We start from the raw sequence: 21,474 nt of genomic DNA, 5'->3' as shown, positions 1-21,474 counted from the left end.
CGCATCTCGCTATCTTAAAGCGGTGTAATAAAAGTTACACAAAGCAATAATAATGATTCGAAGCATAACTTTTCGGATAATAAATTTCTGGAGTACGACTATGATGAAAAAATTAGCATTGGCTGCAGTGTTGGCAGTGGGTTCTACAGCAGCATTTGCAGACCGTGATGCAGGTTGTGGTATCGGTTCACAAGTTTGGGCAGGTCAGTCTGGTAAAGTGGCTAAAATTTTAGCAGCAACCACCAACGGTATTTTTGCTAACCAATTATTTGGTATTACATTTGGTACTTTAGGTTGTAGCGGTACAGGTACAGTAACTGCACAAGTCGTGACTTTTACCAATGAAAATGCTGAATCATTGGCACGTGATATGGCAGTTGGTGAAGGTGAAAGCTTAAATGTATTGGCTGAATTGCTAAGCATTAAAGCTGAAGATAAAGCACACTTCTTTACAGTTTCTAAGCAAAACTTTGCTTCTATCTACTCTGCAGAAAACCAAACGTCTTTAGAAGTTCTGGCTTCTTTACAAAACGTAATGGCAAATGATGACGTATTAAAAGCATACGTTTAAGTTTGAATGAAAGCCCTGTGTAATTGCAGGGCTTTTTTATACCCAAATACAATGTTGAAATTCAAATTTGCCTATAAAAAACATATAAGATGTCCATGAAATTTTTTGTCTTGTGTACTGCTGCTTTTTTATCTCCTACGGTTTTTGCTTTATCTTCTGAAATATCAACCAGCCTGACTCAACAACTTTCTCCAAGTTCTGTGGCACAAAGGGCTGAAACTTTAGCCACATCTGCAAGCAATTATGTGCAAAAAGCCAAAGATTTGCACTTAGCAGAACAGGTGACTTGGCAGCGCTTAATGTATGCGCAGCAAGGCAAAAGTGAAGTGCAATATGCGGGCTATTTTGTGTCAGAACAAGGTGGAAGCAATTTAGACCAAGAGTTACTTCGCAATGTGCAGGCATTATTTGAAATAGCGCCTGCCAATCAATCGGTGCAGTGTAAATTTCCTGCACGCAGTCGTTGGCTGATTGAACAATTAAATATTCCTCAACAGGACTTAGCACAGGTGCAATGCCCTGAATTGGATGAATGGATTGGGCAAATTAAGCCCTATAAAGCAGTGCTGATTTATGCCACAGACTTTATGGGCAATCCAAGTTCTATGTTTGGGCATACCTTATTGCGCTTGGACCCGAAAGATCAAAAACAATTAAATCTTATATCCTATGCCGTGAATTATGCAGCAACCGTCACTGGCAGTGAAGGTTGGTCTTATGCGTGGAAAGGGCTTACAGGGCAGTATCCAGGTGAATATTCATTAATGCCGTATTACCGTAAAGTAAAAGAATATGGCGATTTAGAAAGCCGTGATTTATGGGAATATGAACTGGCACTGAATGAACAAGAAACCACATTTTTAGTGCAGCACATTTGGGAAATGAAGCATGTGCAATTCCCTTATTATTTTATTAGTGATAATTGCGCCTATCGTTTACTAGGGTTAATTGATCTGGTACGCCCTGAACTGAATTTACAACAACAATTTAAAGTGGCATCTATCCCAATTGAAACGTTGAAAGCTATAGAACAGGAAAACTTAGTTGCCGATGTAGTTTATCGTCCTGCTTTGGAAACCCAGTTATTGGCACAAGCTCGACAGCATGGTACGGCTTTGGCAAAAACAGCGCATCAAGTGGCTGAAGCAGAACCTCAGAATGTTGCTTCAATTTTGAAAAATTACAGCCAAAGCGATCGGGCTAAAATTTTAGAAATGGCCTATGACGATTTATACCTAAAACTGATTGGACGCAAAATTGAAGCTAAACAGGCACAGCCACGGCTTAGACAAATTCTAAGTTTAAGAAGTCACATCAATTTAGAAAAACAACGTCAGGATGCTCCGCGCCCTCAGGTTGATCCTGTACAGGGGCACGATGCACGAACTGTTGCGGTACACACAGGCGAGGTGCAAGGGGAGCACTTTATCGAATTGAACCATCGTCAGGCGTACCATGATTTACTCGACCCACAAGGCGGTTTTCGTACAGGGACGCAGCTGAATTTCTTAGACCTATCCTTACAATACCGTGAAGAGCGTTTAAAACTGAATCAGTTAGATGTACTTTCGGTGAACTCTTATAACCCAGTCACGCCATTTAAAACACCGCTCAGTTGGGGCTTTAATTTTGGTTGGCAGCAAGAAGCATTGAATTCACACGGAACTTTTAGTGAAACTGAGCAGCATGGCGTGATGAGCATCAAGACCCAGTTTGGCTATAGTTTGGCTAGTCAGACGCGTGAGCATTTATGTTATGCACAAGTGCAGAATCATATTCAAGCTGGAAAGGCTTTAGATAAAGGCTGGCGCGTGGGCATTGGCCCGACACTGGGTTGTCAAAATATCTGGTCAAAACGTATTAATAGCCTTGTTCAAGTGGAATTGCCGTATTGGGAAGATTCACATCAATGGCAATTTAAATTGAATAGTCAGTTTCAATATATGTTTCATCCACAACATGTTTTACGTTTGGGGTGGGAATATCAGCAACAAGACAAAAAGAACTGGGATAAGACTAGTTTGGGTTATGTGCATTTTTTCTAAATTGGCTTAATGTGACATTGTTCGCGTTTAGATAAAATTTAATTGAGTTATCCTTCAAATTCGTTAGAATTTGAGCGTTTAGATGGCAGTTGGATGGTTGGGATGTATCAAGAGTGTAAGCGTGAACTGGCAGATCAGTGGAAAATCGTTTGTGAGCAATATAGTCAAGCTGATTTAGAAGCTACATTTCAGTTCGTTCAAACCCATGCTGATGCTTTTGTACTTGAATTTTATCAACAAATGTTATTGGAAGAACAAGCTTTAGAGTTTCTTTCCGTCGAAATGGTACAAAACCGTTTAAAAAACTCATTACATCAATGGTTAGTATCTAGTTTTGAAGTACCATTCAAACAAAATTATTTAGAAATTGTTGAAAAGCAATTTAAAGTGGGTGATGTGCATGCGCGTGTGCATATTCCATCTTGGATGATTCTTCGTGGTGTGCGCATCATTATCAAAAAGGCCTTAACTTTTTTGGCCAATGAGCCTTATACCAATTTAAACCAAATTAATTATTTGTGCCAAATTCTGTGTTTTGCCACCGAAATTATGTGTCGTTCTTATGAACTTAAAGTAGAAGTTCATAATGATATGAAACATACCTACCGCTTATTTTCTGCAATGCAGGATGTTACCGTGCAAAAAGATCGTCAGCGCGGTACATTATTGGATTGGGAAAATGAGCTCATGTTTCAGGTTGTATCAGACCACAGCAAGCTGACACAGCCAATTTTATCTAAAACTGAATTTGGTTTATGGTTTATTCATAAAGCTGCTTATGCATTTTCCAATACTGAGCAGGTCGGTACAATTACCGATCGTATCTATCAAGTTGATGAATTAATTGAACAAATCAAGAGTTCTGAAAGCCAATCACATGCAGTCGAAATGATTCAGTTGATCCGCGCTAAAAACCGTGAAATTTTACATTTGATTGATCAAATTTTTCAGGTCTCAGAATATATCAACTCGGGGAATGATGCTTTAACTCAGTTACTGAATAGACGTTACTTAAGTACCATTGTGGCGCGTGAAATTAACTTTGCGCGTAAAAATAATACACCGCTGACCGTACTTTCCATAGATGCTGACCATTTTAAATATATTAATGATCATTATGGACATGCAGCTGGAGATGAAGCCTTACAATTTTTGGCAGATTCTATTTTGCAATATACCAAGGGCAGTGATTATGCATTCCGTATTGGCGGTGAAGAGTTTTTACTTTTACAGGTCGATACCAATGTAGAGCGAGCTTTAAAAGTTGCTGAAAATATTCGTAAACGAGTTGCGGACAGAACGGTCAATACTTCTACTGGGGCGAGTTTTAATTTCACGGTAAGTATTGGGGTACATGAATATGATGGTCACCCAGACTATCAACGGTTCCTAGATGCAGTAGATAAAGCATTGTATGTCGCCAAAAATAATGGACGTAATAATGTTTATATGGGCTAAACATATAGCTAGACACTAAAATGCAAAAATCCCGAAATCAATTTCGGGATTTTTTTATGTAGGCTTGATCTATTTAGAGCAAACACAATTTAAAAACTTTCAGGTACTGCACTTAAAAACTCACGACGTGCTTCTTTGTCGGTTTTAAAATCTCCCACAAAAGACACGGTACGTGTGGTTGATTCCTGTTTGCCTACACCGCGCATCATCATGCACATGTGGGCTGAATCAATGACTACAGCAACTCCTCGAGCTTTGGTTACTTCAGCTATAGCTTCAGCAATTTGCTGAGTCAGGTTTTCCTGAATTTGCAAACGACGAGCAAACATTTCGGTAATGCGGGCAAATTTAGACAATCCCAATACATTGCCTTCTGGCAAATAGGCAATATGCACACGACCATAAAATGGCAATAAATGGTGTTCACATAGTGAGTAGAACTCAATATTTTTAACCAATACCATTTCACGATTGTCGGATGGAAACACTGCATTATTGGTGACTTCGGCTAAAGTTTGGCTATAACCCGAAGTTAAATACGAAAAAGCTTTAGCAGCACGCATCGGCGTATCTTTGAGACCTGGACGATTAAGATCTTCACCAACGGCGGTTAGGATGTTTGCGTAGGATTGCTGCATAGACATAAGACGTGTTCACTTACACTGATATTGAACAAGGACGGCATTGTAACAGAAAACTATTGCAATGCCCTGTTTAAAAGATGAATCCGATTACTGTTTAAACTTTGGGTTCTTTTCACTGCGTTTAAGCAACACTAAAACAGCACCTGTACCACCTTGTTTTTCAGGCGCACTGACAAAAGCCAAAACATCTCGATGCTGACGCAGCCAACCATTCACATAGGTTTTTAAAATGGCTTCAGGGCCTTTACCATGTACAATTTTAATCACGTTCTGGTTTTCATCTTTGGCCATTTGAATGATTTGCAGCACTGCAACTCGTGCTTCTTCTACGGTACAGCCATGTAAATCTACAGCTTCAAACCAGCGTAAGTTACCTGCTTTTAAATCTTCAAAGACTTTATGTTGCAGGGTTGCGATCCGATAACTCAATGCAGCTTGACTGCCAACTGGATTCAGCATGGCTTGTGTATCGGACAGCAAAGTTTCATCTGTTTCCATTGGTCCCATCGCTGCAGCACGTTTGGCCAGTGTTTGTGCATCAGGTTTTCTTCTGGCAGGTGTTTCAAGTTTAGCAATATTGCCAGCATCCATTTTTTGGACACCTTGCATTTGCTGATGAAACAACGCCAAATCATCTTCCTGCTGTTGCTCAGGCGTCTGAACTTTGGGTTCAGACGATTTGGCAATAGGAGAAGAATGTGGCTGAGTGATTTGCTTTTTAAAAGACTTCAGTAGCTTGTACTGTTCTTTAGAAAGCGAGGAATCATGTTTACTCATGGTACTTTGAATGAATTAAAGATTTTCAGGCTGACCAAACAGTGCCTGAAAGGCAAGGTCTGGACGTTCTTGTTTCATAAAGCTTTCGCCTACCAAGAAACTGTGAATATCGTGTTCCTGCATCATGCGTACATCTTCAGGAGTCGCAATACCACTTTCTGTAACCAAAAGGCGAGAAGGAGGTAAAAGATTTTTTAAACGCAATGAGTTATTTAAATCGACCTGAAAGGTTTTTAAATCGCGGTTATTGACCCCTAAAATACAGCGTTCAGACAGTTTTAGTGCACGTTCGAGTTCGCTTTCATCATGCACTTCTACCAACACATCTAAATGATGTTCAAACGCCGTTTCAGACATTTCTTGCAATTGCTGATCGGACAAACAAGACACAATGAGCAAAATACAGTCCGCATGCAAAGCACGCGCTTCAATCACGCCATAAGGGTCAATTAAAAAGTCTTTGCGCAGGGCAGGTAGGCTGCAGTGCGAACGGGCAATTTGAATATTTTCATCTGCACCCTGAAAGAAATCTATATCTGTGAGTACAGATAAGCAGGCAGCACCTGCGGCTTCATATTGTTGTGCAATTTCGGCAGGATTGAAATTTTCACGAATGATGCCTTTAGATGGAGACGCTTTTTTAATTTCGGCAATTACAGCAGGGCGTTTGCTGTGCAAGGCTTGTGCAAAGCCACGTACAGGTGTTGCTGCACGTGCCAATTCTTCTAAGTCTGCATAACTACGTTGCTTCAGACGCTCGGCAAATTCTTCCTGCTTACGTTCTACAATTTTACCTAAAATTGTATTTGTAATATCAACCATGATGATTCTTCCTAACCTGTCTTAAGCTTCATACTGTTTAAGCGTTTTGGTAAATTCAGACAACACGCCCATTTTTTCCAAAGCTTGTCCACCATAAATAATGTCATGTGCCAAAGCCACACCTTGTTGGTAGCTGTTGGTCAAGCCTGATACATAAATACCTGCACCTGCATTGAGAGCAATCATATTGGCCGCTTTTTCGCCTTTGTCAGACTTGTTTTTACCTAAAGCATCTTTAATCAGTGCCAAGCTTTCAGCAGAGTTCTCTACAATCAGCCCCGTTAAGGTTTGAGATTCAATACCAACACTTTCAGGTGTGAGTTCCCATTCGGTAATTTCACCATCTTTGAGTTCTGCAACATAAGTACTCGAAGCAAGGCTAATTTCGTCTAAACCGTCTTTAGAATGCACGACCATGACATGTTCAGCACCGAGCTGCTTCATCACTTCTGCAATTGGACGGCACAATTCATTACTGAATACGCCAATCACGAAACGCTTCACACCTGCAGGGTTAGTCAGTGGGCCAAGCAGGTTGAAAATGCTGCGAATCCCCAATTCTTTACGTGGAGTCACCGCATATTTCATGGCTTTGTGATGATTTGGTGCAAACAAGAAACCCACGCCCATTTCACGAATACAGCGTTCAGTTTGTTGCATATTTAAATCAAGATTAATGCCTGCTTGTTCTAATAGGTCAGATGAACCTGATTTCGTGGAAACACCACGGTTACCGTGTTTGGCAATAGTTGCGCCTGCAGCAGCAATGACAAAGGAAGATGCTGTAGACACATTAAATAGGTTTTGACCATCACCGCCTGTACCAACAATATCCACCAAATACGGAATATCGCTGACATCAATTTTAATGGCAAATTCGCGCATCACACGTGCAGCAGCAGTAATTTCATCAATACTTTCGCCTTTTAAGCGTAAGCCCATCATTAACGCACCAATTTGGGCATCAGTTGCTTCGCCCGACATGATGGCACGCATCACATCTTCCATTTGTGGCTGAGTCAGATGAATTTGTTTAGTAATGTGGTTTAAAGCTTGTTGAATATTCATGGTATTTGACTCGTTCATTAGGCGTAAATGTCCAAAAAGTTTTTAAAGATTTGATGTCCGTGTTGGCTCAGGATCGATTCAGGGTGAAATTGCACGCCTTCTACAGGCAAAGTCTTATGTTTCACACCCATGATTTCTTCCATCGAGCCATCTGCTTCGTTGGTCCAGCAAGTGACCTCTAAACAATCAGGCAAAGTCGCCTGATCAATCACTAAAGAGTGGTAACGGGTTGCAGAAAATGGTGAAGGCAGGTTGCTAAAAATACCTGTATTGCTGTGATACATATCCGACAAACGACCATGCATGACAGTTTTAGCGCGCACAATGTTTCCACCAAAAGCTTGTCCAATACTTTGGTGGCCTAAGCACACGCCCAGTAATGGAATTTTGCCTGCAAAATGCTGAATGGCAGGAATAGAAATACCTGCTTCAGAGGGAGAACATGGACCTGGACCAATCACTAAATACTTGGGTTGCCATCGCTCAATGTCTTCTAATGTCACGGCATCATTACGAACGACTTTTACTTCCTGATTTAACTCGCCAAAATATTGGACGATGTTATAGGTAAAAGAGTCATAGTTGTCGATCATCAAAAGCATGAGCTAACCTATTGAAAATTAAACACTCTAAGTGTTAAAGAGTCTGAGATAATGTGCTTTATTCCTACGCCTATAAATGAGAAAGGACTTTGTTTTTCTTGTCGAAAAGAAGATGGAATAAGAAAGCGCTTATCATCATAGCAAAAAATAAGCATTTTCTGCGGACTATTTATATGATAATCGCTGTTAAGGATTATCAGCAGAGTACTGCATTGAATTTTTTTCAAGGTGAATTGAGGGGTATTCAATCTTTTAAGAAAATAAACGAAAGCAATTTTCTAGGAAATCAAAAATTGTTCATCGGGCTGTCATAGACAGGCTACAAACTATATGACTGTACCGATAAGATTGTTGTTGCGCTAAAAAGTTGCATCTTCTATGCGTAAATATTGAAAGGCTAAGCCAACTAAAACTTTAAAAACGTCAAAGAAAATATTGCTGCTTGCTATGCTGCTTTAAAGTGGATGTGGCTTTGAAATTAGGTGGGTTTATAATTTTTAAAGTATGTTGTTATTTTAGCTGAATAAAATAACAACATTTGCAGCACGCAATTTATTAGATAGAGCAATCATTATATAGATCAGAACAATTACTGCCGCAAATTGAGCGAGTTTGGCTAGTGTTTTTAGTGGCACAGTTGCAGAAGCTTACAAAAAATGCACTAAAATAGTGCTTTGTTTTGGCGTTTTTTATCAAAACAAATGAACAGTGTTTGAATATGGTGCAATTCGTATTTCTAACAGTATAATAGCGTCAAAGTAAATTATTTAAATGATGTGTTCTCATACGGAATTCATGGTTTTAGCATTGCTTTTAAAAGTTGGTACGCTAATTGCTTAATAACTACCAACTACTAACACGCATTTTCGGGTGCAACAAAAAACATCGGAGCAAAATGAGCATGGCGAACAAGGTCCTTCAACTCATCCAAGAAAGTGGTGCAAAATGGGTCGATTTCCGCTTTACAGATACTAAGGGTAAAGAGCAGCACGTAACTTATCCTGCAGACAGTATCGATGAAGATACTTTTGAAGACGGTAAAATGTTTGATGGTTCTTCAATTGCTGGCTGGAAAGGAATCGAAGCATCAGACATGATCTTACGCCCAGATGCTGCAACTGGTTTCATTGACCCGTTCTTTGCTGAGCCAACAGTGGTTGTGACTTGTGATGTCATCGAACCATCTACAGGTCAAGGCTATGATCGCGATCCACGCTCTATTGCTCGCCGTGCTGAAGAATATTTAAAATCTACAGGTATTGGTGACACGGCTTTCTTTGGTCCTGAACCAGAATTCTTCGTATTTGACGAAGTAAAATGGGACATCGATATGTCTGGCGCGCGCCATACATTAATCGCAGAAGAAGCAGCATGGTCTACAGGTAAAGACTATGAAGCAGGTAACTCAGGTCACCGTCCACGTGTGAAAGGCGGTTACTTCCCAGTACCACCAGTAGACTCTTCTCAAGACATGCGTGCAGATATGTGTGCAAAAATTGAAGAAATCATGGGTCCTGGTCGTGTAGAAGTACATCACCACGAAGTTGCTTCTTGCCAGTTAGAAATTGGTGTGAGCTTCAACACAATGGTGCGTAAAGCAGACGAAGTGCAACAGTTCAAATATGCAGTTTGGAACGTAGCACATCAGTACGCAAAAACAGCAACCTTTATGCCTAAACCAATGGTTGGTGATAACGGTTCAGGCATGCACGTACACATGTCAATTTCTAAAGACGGTAAAAACTTGTTTGCTGGCGATGAATATGCAGGTTTGTCAGAAATGGCGTTGTACTTCATTGGCGGTATTATCAAACATGCTCGCTCTTTGAATGCGTTAACTAACCCTTCTACAAACTCATACAAGCGTTTAGTACCGCACTTTGAAGCGCCTATTATGTTGGCTTACTCAGCACGTAACCGTTCTGCGTCTATCCGTATTCCTTACGTGTCTAGCCCGAAAGGCAAACGTATTGAAGCACGTTTCCCTGACCCAATGATGAACCCATACTTAGGTTTTGCGGCATTGTTGATGGCAGGTCTTGACGGTATTCAAAACAAGATTCACCCAGGTGAAGCAGCAGACAAGAACTTGTATGATCTTCCTCCTGAAGAAGAAGCAAAAATCCCAACTGTGGCACACAACTTAGAAATGGCGCTTGATGCATTAAAAGAAGATCAAGACTATTTATTAAAAGGTGGTGTATTCACTAAAGAGATGCTTGATGCTTATATCGAGTTGAAAACTGAAGAGGTACGCCGTTTGAACACGACGACCCACCCAGTTGAATTTGATATGTACTACAGCTTGTAATACAACGCACATCTCGAATTTAAAAACCCGCTTCGGCGGGTTTTTTGATGTGTACTTGATTGATTAGTGCAGTGGTGCTTTCATAGTCTTTATCAAAATATAAGAATTCACCTGATTTTTTAAGATAATTGCATTGAATTGAGCGATAGGTCACAAAACTTTGCCTGATTTTGGGCTACACTAGGCTATCTTGTTAAGGTGGCGGAACATGCGAACACAGCCTATTTTTCCCAAGCAGGCAGATTTGCCTTCTGAATTAAAAACATGGCTCTATGCAGCAGGTTCTCTGACTCAACAACTGACCCAATTAGCAGGCGGACACTTTAAAGTCGAGCCGCTGCAACAATCTTATCAACGCTTAAATTTACAAGATGCTCAGTGGATGCAAATGCCACATTGGCACACTTCATGGGTGCGTGAAAGCTATTTATATGGCTGTGATGCAGAGCCTTGGGTTAAAGCCAAAAGTATTTTCCCAATTCTAAGTGTGCAGGGCAAAGCTCGATTGTTTAAGCATATTGGCAATAAACCGATTGGCTGGTTTTTGTTTCAGCGCACGAATCCTTTATGCCAAAGACGTGTGGTGTTACTGGAAGAGGGCTGGACACGGCAGAGTTGCTATACTTGGCATGGCTGTAAATTTATTGTGCAAGAAACTTTTTTACCGCGCTTTGAGCAATTCATTCAACAACATTAAGATACGAGAGTGGCATGGCATTGGCACAACAGATCACGTGGCGTGAGCGTTTAGAAGCATATTATTATCTGTGTCGTTTTGATAAACCTATTGGCACCGAATTAGTCTTTTGGCCAACTATGTGGGCATTGTGGATTGCCAATCAGGGGATGCCTTCTATAGGAATACTTATTCCAATGATTCTGGGCACAATTTTTATGCGTGCTGCAGGCTGTGCCATTAATGACTTCGCCGACCGTAAAGTAGATGGTCATGTGGAGCGTACCAAAACCCGACCTTTGGCCACAGGCGTGATTAGTGCCAAAGAGGCCATTTATGTATTCTTAGGTTTAGTGGCACTCAGTGCTGCTATGTTGTTGTTTTTACCGATTGAAACGTTTTACTGGTCGTTTGGGGCATTATTCTTAGCGTTTATTTATCCGTTTATGAAGCGCTATACCCATTTACCGCAAGTGTTTTTGGGTGCAGCATTTTCATGGTCTATCCCTATGGCTTATACCGCTGTTGGGGTTACACCTGATTTAACGTGTTGGTTACTGTACTTTGGTAATTTGGCATGGACGGTAGCGTATGACACGCAATATGCCATTACAGACCGAGAATACGATTTAAAAATTGGGGTGAAATCTACCGCAATTTTGTTTGGTCGTTATGACATTCAAATCATTTCATTGTTACAGGCTGTCAGTGTGTTATTAATTGGTACAGCACTGTGGCTGGAAAGTTTACTGATTCCATTCGGCTTAGCTGCATTATTGGTGGTGGTGGCAGACTTTATATATCAATGGAGCAAAACCAAAGATAAAGACCCGCAACGCTGTTTTTGGGCATTTCGTCATAACCGTTGGGTCGGGCTGATTATTTTTGTTGGTATCGTGCTGGCTTTAATGTAAATACTTTCACTTAAGTCATCTAAAAAGCATCTGAGTTGATTGTTGCTCAGATGCTTTTTATTGCGAACTCTAAGGCTGGTTGGTTTTGGAATGATTGAACTTGTATCGTGATGAATAGGTAAGCGTGCATACGGATGAAAGATAAAAATTTTGTGCATGCAAGTGATTTTGTTATATTGAGCATCATTTTGATGAGTTTGAAGTAGGAAAACGCCATGTCACGGTCTGAACAGCAATCACTTGAAAAAAAGCCAAGTTTAAAAAAGATGATTCTCTTGGCCAGTCTAGGTTTGCTGATTCCTATTTTCTTAGTCAGCATGGCATTTCTTGCTGTGAATAGTGATGCTAAAAATCAGGAAAAATATAAACAACAACAAGCTGAAATGATTGCCCGCATTGAAGCGCGTGAAGCTGCAGAAAAACAAGCGCAGCAGGCGAGTCAAACTGAAGCGGCTTCAGAAGTTGCGCCTTAACACTACGGGTATTTTAATTTAAATCTTGTTGTAGTTGTCTGATACTCGGAATTTCGGTGTATCGGACAACACGATAGCCCGCTTCATGGAACATTGCATCACGTTCAGCATCTTCCTGTTCTTTACCAATATGCGAGGGGTCATCTAGCTCTACAATTGCGATGACTTGCAGCTCAGCATTTAAAATTACAAAATCAGTCACTTTGCGGTTAAAGAGCGCACGAATTTTATAATGAGTGTTGGTGATTAAGGCGCTAAAAGCTACTTGTGCCAGTACATGATGCTCAGGAAAAGCCTGTTTTAAGCGCATAAACATTCTGCGCTCAAAGGCAGTCATGATCGGTTTGGGATAAAATTTTTTCTTGGGAAAAAATAATTGCTGTACCAGTAAAAATAGCAGTGCGACACTGGCAAGGCATCCAATCACAAAGAAGGTCGATTGACTTGATGTAAACACGTGAAAATCCACAGCCATAAAAAAACCCACTCAAATGGAGTGGGTTTTTAGAATTTGGCTCTCCCACCTGGGCTCGAACCAGGGACCTGCGGATTAACAGTCCGTCGCTCTACCGACTGAGCTATGGGAGAATCTGACAGGCATTCTATGTGTCTAACTGGTTGGGGTCAAGTCAGAATTGAAAAAAAAGCGTTAAAAAGCAGATTAATTGCTTTAAAAATAAGCGCCTAGCCAGTTTTATAGCACTTTAAAGTGACCGAATCGCTTTTATATAATCTTCACGTGATTGTAGCGGATTGGCTTGACGGCAGGCTTGTATTAATTTCAGCATCTCTTGTTGCGTCATGTCGGTTTTGATCTGACTTTGTATTTGTTTTAAAGTGGCTTGCTTATGGGTAGGTAAATCTCGACTGCATTGATATAGACGTTCGTACATGAGCGCAGCAGCAGTTTTATTGCTTTCAGATTTTTGCGTACATTGGAAAATTGCAAAAATCACCACAATAAGAATGGCCCAAAAAATAAGTGATTTTAACCAGGGTGCTTGCATGGGTTTTCAAATTTTATTGTTGTAGATGATTTAAGTTAGCGAAAAAAAGTATTGCTCACAAGTGTCGACTAAAGCTCTTTACAGCTTATGTTATTGTAGTGATGCTTGCTGATGAATCTTTGGATTTGGCTTGGCCATTTTTTTTGTTGCGATGATCCTGATTGAAAGCACATAAAAAAAGCCCACGTTATGATGCGTGGGCTTTTAAGAATCTTGGCTCTCCCACCTGGGCTCGAACCAGGGACCTGCGGATTAACAGTCCGTCGCTCTACCGACTGAGCTATGGGAGAATAGATTGGCTCTCCAACCTGGGCTCGAACCAGGGACCTGCGGATTAACAGTCCGTCGCTCTACCGACTGAGCTATTGGAGAATCTGAGGGGCATTTTAGGGATGAAAGTTAAAGTCGTCAACACGTTCAGCATCATAAATGCATTGTTTGCTTTATAAATATGCATTTGATGCCCAAAAATAAAAAAACTGCCCATAAAGAGCAGTTTTTCTATAGAAAAATAAAAATTATTTTTCTACACCAGCGTCTTGACCAGCATATTTAGCATTTGCATAGTCCCAGTTCACTAGGCTTTCTAAGAAAGTTTTGATGTAAGCAGGACGTGCGTTACGGAAGTCGATGTAGTAAGCGTGTTCCCAAACGTCAATTGTTAATACTGCAACTTTGCCGTGCGCCATTGGAGTGTCAGCGTTTGAGGTTTTAAGGATAGAAAGTTTACCATTCACTTCGTCTGCAACTAACCAAGCCCAACCTGAACCAAATTGAGTGGTTGCAGCAGCAGCAAATTCTTCAGCAAATTTTTCGTAAGAACCGAAAGCTTCGTCAATTTTAGCAGCCAAAGCACCAGTCGCTTTACCACCACCATTTTTCGCCATACAGTTCCAGTAGAACGTGTGGTTCCAAACTTGTGCAGCATTGTTGAATACGCCAGCTTTAGCTGCATCACCCGCAGTAGCTTTGATGATTTCGTCTAAAGTTTTACCTTCAAGTTCTGTACCTGCGATTAGGTTGTTTAGATTTACCACATAAGTATTGTGGTGCTTGTCGTGGTGGTATTCTAAAGTTTCTTTGCTGATGTGCGGAGCAAGATCTTCATAACCGTATGGTAAAGCCGGTAAAGTAATCGTTGTCATGTTTTCAATTCCTTGCATTTTGCTGGGTTTTAACATTAAGTGGCTCTATTGTAATAGATTTCAAGCCAAATTGCGCATTGTGTATAAATAACAATACAGAATAAGACCCGAATGTATACATCTAAAGACCATGTCAAACACAGATGTCGTTTATGTGAAACTATAAGGTGCAACAGGGCATTAAATCGGATTATTTAATTCGAAATAACTATACTCAATATTAAACTGTTCTGAAATAGCTTTTGCGAGACGTTGCACGCCATAACGCTCAGTTGCATGGTGTCCGCAAGCGTAATAATGCACGCCTAATTCTTTAGCTTCGTAAAAGGTTCGCTCACTGACTTCACCCGAGATAAATGCATCACAGCCTTGTTCTGCCGCTTTGCTAATAAAATCTTGTGCTGCACCTGTGCAGAACCCGACTTTTTGAATGTGGTTTTTTTCAGCAGGAAGATGAATCGTATTAAAACCTAAACGTGCTGTTAAATAGTCGCGAAATTCTGTTGCACTCATGGCTTGTTGTAGAAAACCAATATTACCAATAGGATGACGTTCACTTGGGTCTAATGCTTGCAGATTTTCTAATTGTAAAAGTTCTGCAATGGCAGCGTTATTGCCTAGACTTGGATGTGAATCTAGCGGTAAATGATAGCCGACCAAAGAAATGTCATGCTGGATTAAACTTTTAATGCGTTTACCACGCATACCTGTAATCGGGTAGGCTTCACCTTTCCAGAAATAGCCATGATGCACCAAAAGTAAGTCTGCATTTTGGGCAATTGCGGCATCAATTGCATCTTGCGACGCAGTGACTGCGCATAAAATTTTATGCACTTCAGGCTTACCTTCAATTTGTAATCCATTAGGTGCATAATCTTTAAATTCATGCGTACTTAAAGTTTGATCACACCATTGAATAATGTCTTTTAATTGCGCCATAACTCTCTCAAATTGCAGATTTTTCATTTACATCAAAACATATTTTGTATTGTAACTAAAGCAAGACAAAACTCTTCGGCTTTTTTATGTTTCTAGGTATGTTTCGTTTTACAATAGTGCATTCAATAACTTAATCATCAAAAAATTTATTTAGAGGTACAAAACGTGCGCCGGAGCTTTACCTGGTTACCTTGGGTGTTACTCATTCTGGTCATTATTGGCTTTGTCACTTGGCAACAATTACAAAAACCGAAAGCACCTGTAGCAACTGATGGTGTAAAAATGCCTGCCGAAAAAATAGAGCCTTTGATTGATACGACACGCACAGGTGGGGTAGTGTCGTACAGTGCTGCGGTAAAAGTGGCTGCGCCAGCAGTGGTGAATATTTTTACCACACAAAAAGTCAAACAGTTGGATCATCCATTACTGAATGACCCTGCGTTTCGTGAGTTTTTTGGTAACCAGTTACCCGATCAATTTAAGCAAGGTCCAAATGAAAACAGTTTGGGTTCTGGGGTAATTGTTCGTCCAGACGGTTATATTTTGACAAATAACCATGTGATTGCGCAGGCAGAACAAATTGTGGTGGCATTGCATGATGGTCGTCGTGCTGAGGCAAAAGTTGTTGGTACTGACCCAGATACGGACTTGGCGGTAATTAAAATTGAGTTAGAAAAATTGCCAGTCTTGCCATTTAAACTCAGTGGTAATGAAGTTGGCGATGTAGTTCTTGCGATTGGCAATCCGTTTGGGGTAGGGCAAACGGTGACTCAGGGGATTATTTCTGCCACAGGTCGTTCTGATTTAGGCATTAATACCTATGAAGACTTTATTCAAACCGATGCGGCAATTAACCCAGGTAACTCTGGTGGTGCATTGATTGATGTGGCAGGGAATTTAATTGGGGTAAATACTGCAATTTTCTCGCAATCGGGTGGATCATTGGGGATTGGTTTTGCGATTCCTGCGCAGGTGTGTCAGCAAGTTTTAAACTCTATTTTAAAAGATGGACGTGTGGTTCGTGGGTGGTTAGGTATTAGTTTATTGCCTGTAGAGCAAGACAATATTTTAGAGCCTGCACAAGGTGGTGTAGTGGTTGCAGATGTACTGCGTGGTGGCCCAGCTGCAGAAGCTGGTTTAAAACGTGGTGATAAAATTCTGAAAGTAAATAATGAAGCGATTACATCAACTTCGCATTTAATTAATTATGTGGCAGCACAAGCACCAAACAGCACAGTCACGGTATCGGTAGAGCGTGGTGAAGAGGCACTAGATTTACAGGTCGCTGTAGGTGAACGAAAAGTACAAAATTCAGATAAGCAATTTATTCCATTGCCTGAATAATGTATTGATCATCCGTAAAAAAGCCCTGCCAGTAGCAGGGCTTTTTTGTGGTAGGAATCCAATAGAAGTTGCTACATCGCCTAAATGTATTCACTTTTGTATAAATCGAAGCGATGCTGTATTTAAGTTTATGGGTTTATCTGTAAATATCAAGATGTTGTCCTGCTTCAATCCAGAGCAGAACCTAGAAGATATTGAAGTCCTGTTTAATATGTTTATTCAGTATCAAAGCTGCATTCTCTTAACTACTAGGTTTTTCTTTAATTTATGCTGGATAAGAATAAAAGAGAGAGCAAAATTGCAAAGAAGTTTTTGAATAGAAGCTCTGTCTGATAAAAGATAGATATAAAAAACAGCGGCCTAGACCGCTGTTTTAAATTATTTTGAAATTATTGCTCTTGTTGAATACCTGCCACTAACCAGTCTTGGTTTGAACCTGCAGGTTTTACAAAGTGCCAGATTTCTGTAAATGGCTGCGGTAGGCTGTTCAGGTCTTCGCTGACCGTACCAGTAAAGCGTACACTCACTACATATTGACCATTTTCAGTTGCTGAATCGACCACCATTGCATTCAAGTTAGAAAACTCTGCTACATCTTGGTCTTGGTTCGCCATAATATCTTGATACATTGACTGATATAAATCAGGTGTTAAATAACGCTGAATTTCTGCAATATTGCTTGCCGTATTCATAGACTGAATATGGTTAAAACGCTGACGTGCAACACGTAAGAAAGCGGCAGGCTCAGAACCATCAGGCAATTGATTGCCACTGTTGGTATAAGCTGTGCCGAAAGGAGCATTGTTATTTGCTGCTTGGCTAAAAGGAGCTTGTGTTGCAGCTGCAGAACCACCTACAGACTGACCAAAAATATTGGTGTTGTCGTTACGCGGAGCAGCATTTGCTGGAGTTTGCGCAAACGGTGCCTGATTGGCACCGCTGTTTGGCGCATACGGGTTAGGCGTTAGTTTTTTTTTTGCGCCCATCTTACGGAAAATGAAGAAGGCGACAGCAGCAGCGAGTAAAATCCAAATCCAGCTTGGAATACCACCTTTTTCCTCTTGTGCTTCGGCTGCACTGGCTTGGTCATCTGCCAAAGCATTCGCAGCAACAGCACCAATCGCTGCACCAGCAACACCTGCTGCAACCATACCACCTACGCCTGGGCCAGATTTTTGCTGAGCAGGAGCAGGTTGTTGTGCTGGCGTTGTTTGGCGAGGTTGTTGGTAAGACTGAGTTGGGGCTGCAGAACGGCTCATACCATGACTTTTACCGCCACCTGCACGTTTTGCTTCTGCTGCCAACGGTGCTACCAATAAGGTCGCTGTAAGCATTGCTGCAATCAAACCACGCTGTCGAACTTCCATCAAATTTTCCTATATTAAAATAAAGTTAAGCTGTGTATTTATGCAGGCATTTGCTACGAATTTCAATATAAAATCGGTATTTTTTCTACAAATGTTGAGAAATACATAGTGAAGTGAATACGGCTAAAAAGTCTTTAGAGATTTTCACTTAAACTCATGGCTTCACTTAAAGCTTCATGCAAACGAGCTACCGCAATAATTTGCACACCTGCAATGGCTTTTTGTGGTGCATTGCCACGAGGCACAATAATGTATTTAAAGCCATGCTTAATGGCTTCTTTTAAGCGTTCTTGACCATTAGGCACAGGGCGGATTTCGCCCGACAAACCGACCTCACCAAAAACAGCCAATTGTTGTGGTAGGGCTTTGCCTCGTAAGCTCGAAGCACAGGCCAGCAATACTGCAAGGTCAGAGCCTGTTTCGGTAATTTTTAAACCACCAACCACATTTACATACACGTCTTGCCCTGAGGTTTGCACACCACCATGTCGATGCATGACCGCCAACAACATATTCAGACGGTTTTGCTCCAAACCTAAAGCTACACGTCTAGGTTGACCATGTGCATCATCCACCAAGGCTTGTACTTCAACCAAAAGGGGACGTGTACCTTCGCGGCTAATCATGACAATCGAACCTGGGATTGCTTCATCATAACGACTTAAAAATATCGCTGATGGATTGGCGACTTCACGTAAGCCTTTATCGGTCATGCCAAAAACACCCAGCTCATTCACTGCGCCAAAACGGTTTTTGACGGCCCGAATCATACGGTAACGAGAGTCTGACTGACCTTCAAAATATAGGACACAATCGACCATGTGTTCCAAGACGCGTGGCCCTGCCAAAGCGCCTTCTTTGGTCACGTGACCCACAATAAAGAGTGCTGTGCCACTGTTTTTTGCAAAGCGAGTTAGAAGTGCCGCCGATTCACGAATTTGTGAAACGCCACCTGGTGCAGATTGCAACGTTTCGGTATATAAAGTTTGAATTGAGTCTAAAACAGCCACAGCAGGGCGTTCATGCGCAAGCACTTCGCAAATACGTTCAACACAGGTCTCTGCCATGACTTTGAGCTGATCTGTGGGTAAGTCTAAGCGTTGAGCACGTAATGCCACTTGTGAAAGCGATTCTTCACCCGTGATATATAAGGCGGTGTTGTTGGCCGCAGCCATGTGAGTTGCAGTTTGCAGCAAAATGGTCGATTTACCGATACCTGGGTCACCACCAATGAGCACCACCGAACCTGTAACCAAACCACCACCCAATACACGGTCAAACTCACCAATGCCTGTGGTTAGTCTGGTTTCATGCGAAACAGATACTTTGTTTAATGTAGTAATTGCTGCAGCTTGTCCTGCATAGCCACCGCCCATTTTGGGTTGGGCACGATGCGTGACTGCAGGTGCAATACTCACTTCATTCAGCGAGTTCCACTCGCCACATTCCGAGCATTGTCCTGCCCATTTAGGATGATCTGCGCCACATTGTTCACAGCGATAGACACTTTTTACTTTTGCCATAAGTCCAGTCGTTGTATTTATTTGAAAACTGGCTACAGCATACAGAGTAAAGGCGGGGAAATGAATGTTATCTTGATCTTTCAAGGAAAATCATACAACCACAATGGTGATTGTATGATGGGTAAGGATGAAATTACATTTGTAGCTAAGGCTTAATACAACTCGCCAGATTTGCGTTTGGCAATAAAGTCCTTAGATTCTTTGGCAATCACACCAGACAGTAATAATAAGGCAATCAGGTTCGGAACAGCCATTAAACCGTTAAAGGTATCGGCAAATAACCAAACGAGATCGAGTGTCGCGATGGTACCAATGAACACCGAAGCAATATAAATCAGGCGGTAAATCAACACGTATTTTTCGCCAAATAAATAAGTACAGCATTTTTCGCCATAGTAGCTCCAACCTAAAATAGTGGAGTAGGCAAAGAAGATGATCCCGAAAGTTACCACCCAGCCACCGAAACCAGGTAATAACTGGTCAAAGACTTGTGTGGTGAGTACTGCACCTGTTGCACCGCCAAAACTATTGTCGGCCATAATAAAGCCCATGACTAAAACAATACCTGTAATGCTACAAACAATAATGGTGTCAATAAATGTACCTGTCATAGACACTAAGCCTTGACGGGCAGGGTGGTCGGTCTTGGCTGCCGCAGCGGCAATTGGCGCAGAACCCATACCTGCTTCATTCGAGAACACACCACGTGCCACACCGTAACGAATCACGGCACCAATTGCACCACCTGCAACGGCTTCACCAGTAAAGGCATCACGTAAAATCAGTTCAAATGCAGGAACAACGAGGTGCAGGTTGTTTAAAATAATAATCAGGCCGCCTGCGACATACAGAATAGCCATAATTGGAACAATCACCGAAGACGCTTTAGAAATAGAGGTAATTCCACCTAAAATGACGAGCGCTGAAAATACGGTAATCACTATACCTGTCATCCAGGTTTCTACGCCCATACTATTTTGTACAGCCAAAGCTACCGTGTTGGACTGCACCGAACTGCCAATACCAAATGAGGCAACAGTACCAAAGAAAGCGAAGATAATCGCCAACCATTTCCATTTTAGTCCGCGTTCAATGTAGTACATTGGGCCACCTGACATTTGCCCTTTTTCATTTTTAATTCGATATTTAACTGCCAGTACACCTTCGCCGTATTTGGTTGCCATCCCAAATAGCGCAGTCATCCACATCCAGAAAACGGCACCTGGGCCACCGAGTACACAGGCAGTTGCGACACCCGCAATATTCCCCGTACCAATGGTGGCAGAGAGTGCGGTCATCAGTGAGGCGAAATGTGAAATATCGCCAGGTTCTTTTTCAGCTTTATCATGTTTGCAAAAGACTTGTTTAAAAGCCAGAGGCAGCATGCGGAATTGCCAGAACAATAAACGGAAGGTAAGGAAAACACCCGTTCCCACAATGAGAATGAGCATATATGGACCCCAGACCCAGCCGCTTAAGGTTTCCATGATCGATTGTAAATTTTGCATAAATTTCTTCTTATAAACGCAGTGTTATAAATGCTTAAAATTGGCTGTAATTGAACAGTTGTAAAAATTAAGCAAGTGATATGCCAGTCTTTAAAACTTCCTGTTAAAAGAACGTGGTTTAAAGCACGCCCTATTTTTTGCATAGTTTTTGGATTTTGACAATTGATGCCTTGAAATATAATTCACTTTATCTGTGTCATAAGTCGCAATAATACTGACTGTACAGGGTGAATAAATGCCTGTAGAAAAAATATTGTGATTGCTGGTATTTTTACAAAGC

20 protein-coding genes and 3 tRNA genes are annotated in these 21,474 nt (G+C 41.3%); 8 read left to right on the top strand and 15 right to left on the bottom strand.

Features of this window, described 5'->3' with window-relative positions:
• The first annotated feature begins 100 nt into the window (after nt 1-100).
• The 3 genes from HHA41_RS01500 to HHA41_RS01490 all read left to right on the top strand — a co-directional run bounded on the left by HHA41_RS01500 (nt 101) and on the right by HHA41_RS01490 (nt 4,074).
• Complete coding sequence (locus HHA41_RS01500) at nt 101-571, top strand: DUF3015 family protein (RefSeq protein WP_168417733.1); 471 nt, start codon at nt 101-103, stop codon at nt 569-571.
• A gap of 95 nt (nt 572-666) precedes the next feature.
• Nucleotides 667-2,616, top strand: a complete 1,950-nt coding sequence (locus HHA41_RS01495; RefSeq protein WP_168460201.1) for a DUF4105 domain-containing protein — start codon at nt 667-669, stop codon at nt 2,614-2,616.
• Nucleotides 2,617-2,718: 102 nt separating this feature from the next.
• Nucleotides 2,719-4,074 (top strand): diguanylate cyclase, encoded by a 1,356-nt coding sequence (locus HHA41_RS01490; protein ID WP_168460215.1) that lies wholly within the window; start codon nt 2,719-2,721, stop codon nt 4,072-4,074.
• An 89-nt stretch (nt 4,075-4,163) separates the two neighbouring features.
• On the opposite strand, the gene folE is transcribed toward HHA41_RS01490, so the two are convergent.
• The 5 genes from folE to HHA41_RS01465 all read right to left on the bottom strand — a co-directional run bounded on the left by folE (nt 4,164) and on the right by HHA41_RS01465 (nt 7,987).
• Complete coding sequence (gene folE, locus HHA41_RS01485) at nt 4,164-4,712, bottom strand: GTP cyclohydrolase I FolE (protein ID WP_171525204.1); 549 nt, start codon at nt 4,710-4,712, stop codon at nt 4,164-4,166.
• Between the two features lie 93 nt (nt 4,713-4,805).
• Nucleotides 4,806-5,495: a Smr/MutS family protein gene (locus HHA41_RS01480; RefSeq protein ID WP_168417735.1), complete on the bottom strand. Its 690-nt coding sequence runs from the start codon at nt 5,493-5,495 to the stop codon at nt 4,806-4,808.
• Nucleotides 5,496-5,510: 15 nt separating this feature from the next.
• Nucleotides 5,511-6,317, bottom strand: a complete 807-nt coding sequence (trpC, locus tag HHA41_RS01475; RefSeq protein ID WP_168460197.1) for an indole-3-glycerol phosphate synthase TrpC — start codon at nt 6,315-6,317, stop codon at nt 5,511-5,513.
• Between the two features lie 21 nt (nt 6,318-6,338).
• On the bottom strand, nt 6,339-7,385 hold the full coding sequence (trpD, locus tag HHA41_RS01470; RefSeq protein ID WP_168417737.1) for an anthranilate phosphoribosyltransferase: 1,047 nt from the start codon (nt 7,383-7,385) through the stop codon (nt 6,339-6,341).
• A gap of 17 nt (nt 7,386-7,402) precedes the next feature.
• A complete protein-coding gene (locus tag HHA41_RS01465) occupies nt 7,403-7,987 on the bottom strand; it encodes an aminodeoxychorismate/anthranilate synthase component II (RefSeq protein WP_168417738.1) in 585 nt (194 codons plus the stop codon).
• Nucleotides 7,988-8,882: 895 nt separating this feature from the next.
• Between HHA41_RS01465 and glnA the strand changes: the two genes are divergently transcribed.
• From glnA to HHA41_RS01445, 4 genes are all read left to right on the top strand, one after another.
• Nucleotides 8,883-10,298 (top strand): type I glutamate--ammonia ligase, encoded by a 1,416-nt coding sequence (gene glnA, locus HHA41_RS01460; protein WP_171525199.1) that lies wholly within the window; start codon nt 8,883-8,885, stop codon nt 10,296-10,298.
• 208 nt (nt 10,299-10,506) lie between these two features.
• Nucleotides 10,507-10,995: a chorismate lyase gene (locus HHA41_RS01455; protein WP_154320927.1), complete on the top strand. Its 489-nt coding sequence runs from the start codon at nt 10,507-10,509 to the stop codon at nt 10,993-10,995.
• A gap of 14 nt (nt 10,996-11,009) precedes the next feature.
• The gene (ubiA, locus tag HHA41_RS01450) at nt 11,010-11,888 is read left to right on the top strand and encodes a 4-hydroxybenzoate octaprenyltransferase (RefSeq protein ID WP_168417739.1); all 879 of its coding nucleotides are present in this window, start codon (nt 11,010-11,012) and stop codon (nt 11,886-11,888) included.
• Nucleotides 11,889-12,103: 215 nt separating this feature from the next.
• Complete coding sequence (locus tag HHA41_RS01445) at nt 12,104-12,361, top strand: hypothetical protein (protein ID WP_168460193.1); 258 nt, start codon at nt 12,104-12,106, stop codon at nt 12,359-12,361.
• A gap of 13 nt (nt 12,362-12,374) precedes the next feature.
• Here HHA41_RS01445 and HHA41_RS01440 read toward each other — a convergent pair whose 3' ends face one another.
• The 7 genes from HHA41_RS01440 to HHA41_RS01410 all read right to left on the bottom strand — a co-directional run bounded on the left by HHA41_RS01440 (nt 12,375) and on the right by HHA41_RS01410 (nt 15,452).
• The gene (locus HHA41_RS01440; protein WP_168417741.1) at nt 12,375-12,818 is read right to left on the bottom strand and encodes a DUF2726 domain-containing protein; all 444 of its coding nucleotides are present in this window, start codon (nt 12,816-12,818) and stop codon (nt 12,375-12,377) included.
• Nucleotides 12,819-12,873: 55 nt separating this feature from the next.
• Nucleotides 12,874-12,949, bottom strand: a tRNA-Asn gene (locus HHA41_RS01435).
• Between the two features lie 116 nt (nt 12,950-13,065).
• Nucleotides 13,066-13,368, bottom strand: a complete 303-nt coding sequence (locus tag HHA41_RS01430; protein WP_168460192.1) for a hypothetical protein — start codon at nt 13,366-13,368, stop codon at nt 13,066-13,068.
• Nucleotides 13,369-13,582: 214 nt separating this feature from the next.
• Nucleotides 13,583-13,658: transfer RNA gene (locus HHA41_RS01425), tRNA-Asn, on the bottom strand.
• Between the two features lie 6 nt (nt 13,659-13,664).
• Nucleotides 13,665-13,740 (bottom strand) — tRNA-Asn (locus HHA41_RS01420).
• Between the two features lie 146 nt (nt 13,741-13,886).
• A complete protein-coding gene (locus HHA41_RS01415; protein WP_154320925.1) occupies nt 13,887-14,513 on the bottom strand; it encodes a superoxide dismutase in 627 nt (208 codons plus the stop codon).
• Nucleotides 14,514-14,693: 180 nt separating this feature from the next.
• Complete coding sequence (locus HHA41_RS01410; RefSeq protein WP_168460189.1) at nt 14,694-15,452, bottom strand: Nif3-like dinuclear metal center hexameric protein; 759 nt, start codon at nt 15,450-15,452, stop codon at nt 14,694-14,696.
• Between the two features lie 165 nt (nt 15,453-15,617).
• On the opposite strand from HHA41_RS01410, the gene HHA41_RS01405 reads away from it, so the two are divergent.
• Complete coding sequence (locus HHA41_RS01405; protein WP_168460187.1) at nt 15,618-16,796, top strand: trypsin-like peptidase domain-containing protein; 1,179 nt, start codon at nt 15,618-15,620, stop codon at nt 16,794-16,796.
• A gap of 389 nt (nt 16,797-17,185) precedes the next feature.
• On the opposite strand, the gene HHA41_RS01400 is transcribed toward HHA41_RS01405, so the two are convergent.
• From HHA41_RS01400 to HHA41_RS01390, 3 genes are all read right to left on the bottom strand, one after another.
• Nucleotides 17,186-18,163, bottom strand: coding sequence for a TIM44-like domain-containing protein (locus tag HHA41_RS01400; RefSeq protein WP_154320922.1), 978 nt, complete (start codon nt 18,161-18,163; stop codon nt 17,186-17,188).
• Nucleotides 18,164-18,297: 134 nt separating this feature from the next.
• Complete coding sequence (radA, locus tag HHA41_RS01395) at nt 18,298-19,686, bottom strand: DNA repair protein RadA (RefSeq protein ID WP_070154081.1); 1,389 nt, start codon at nt 19,684-19,686, stop codon at nt 18,298-18,300.
• A 152-nt stretch (nt 19,687-19,838) separates the two neighbouring features.
• Complete coding sequence (locus tag HHA41_RS01390) at nt 19,839-21,194, bottom strand: sodium:alanine symporter family protein (protein WP_154320921.1); 1,356 nt, start codon at nt 21,192-21,194, stop codon at nt 19,839-19,841.
• Nucleotides 21,195-21,474: the final 280 nt, after the last annotated feature.

Origin of the sequence: Acinetobacter sp. A1, from assembly GCF_012371315.1 — a bacterium.
GTDB lineage: Bacteria > Pseudomonadota > Gammaproteobacteria > Pseudomonadales > Moraxellaceae > Acinetobacter.
Note: the sequence above shows the minus strand (reverse complement) of the source record. Positions and strands in the feature narration are given on the sequence as shown.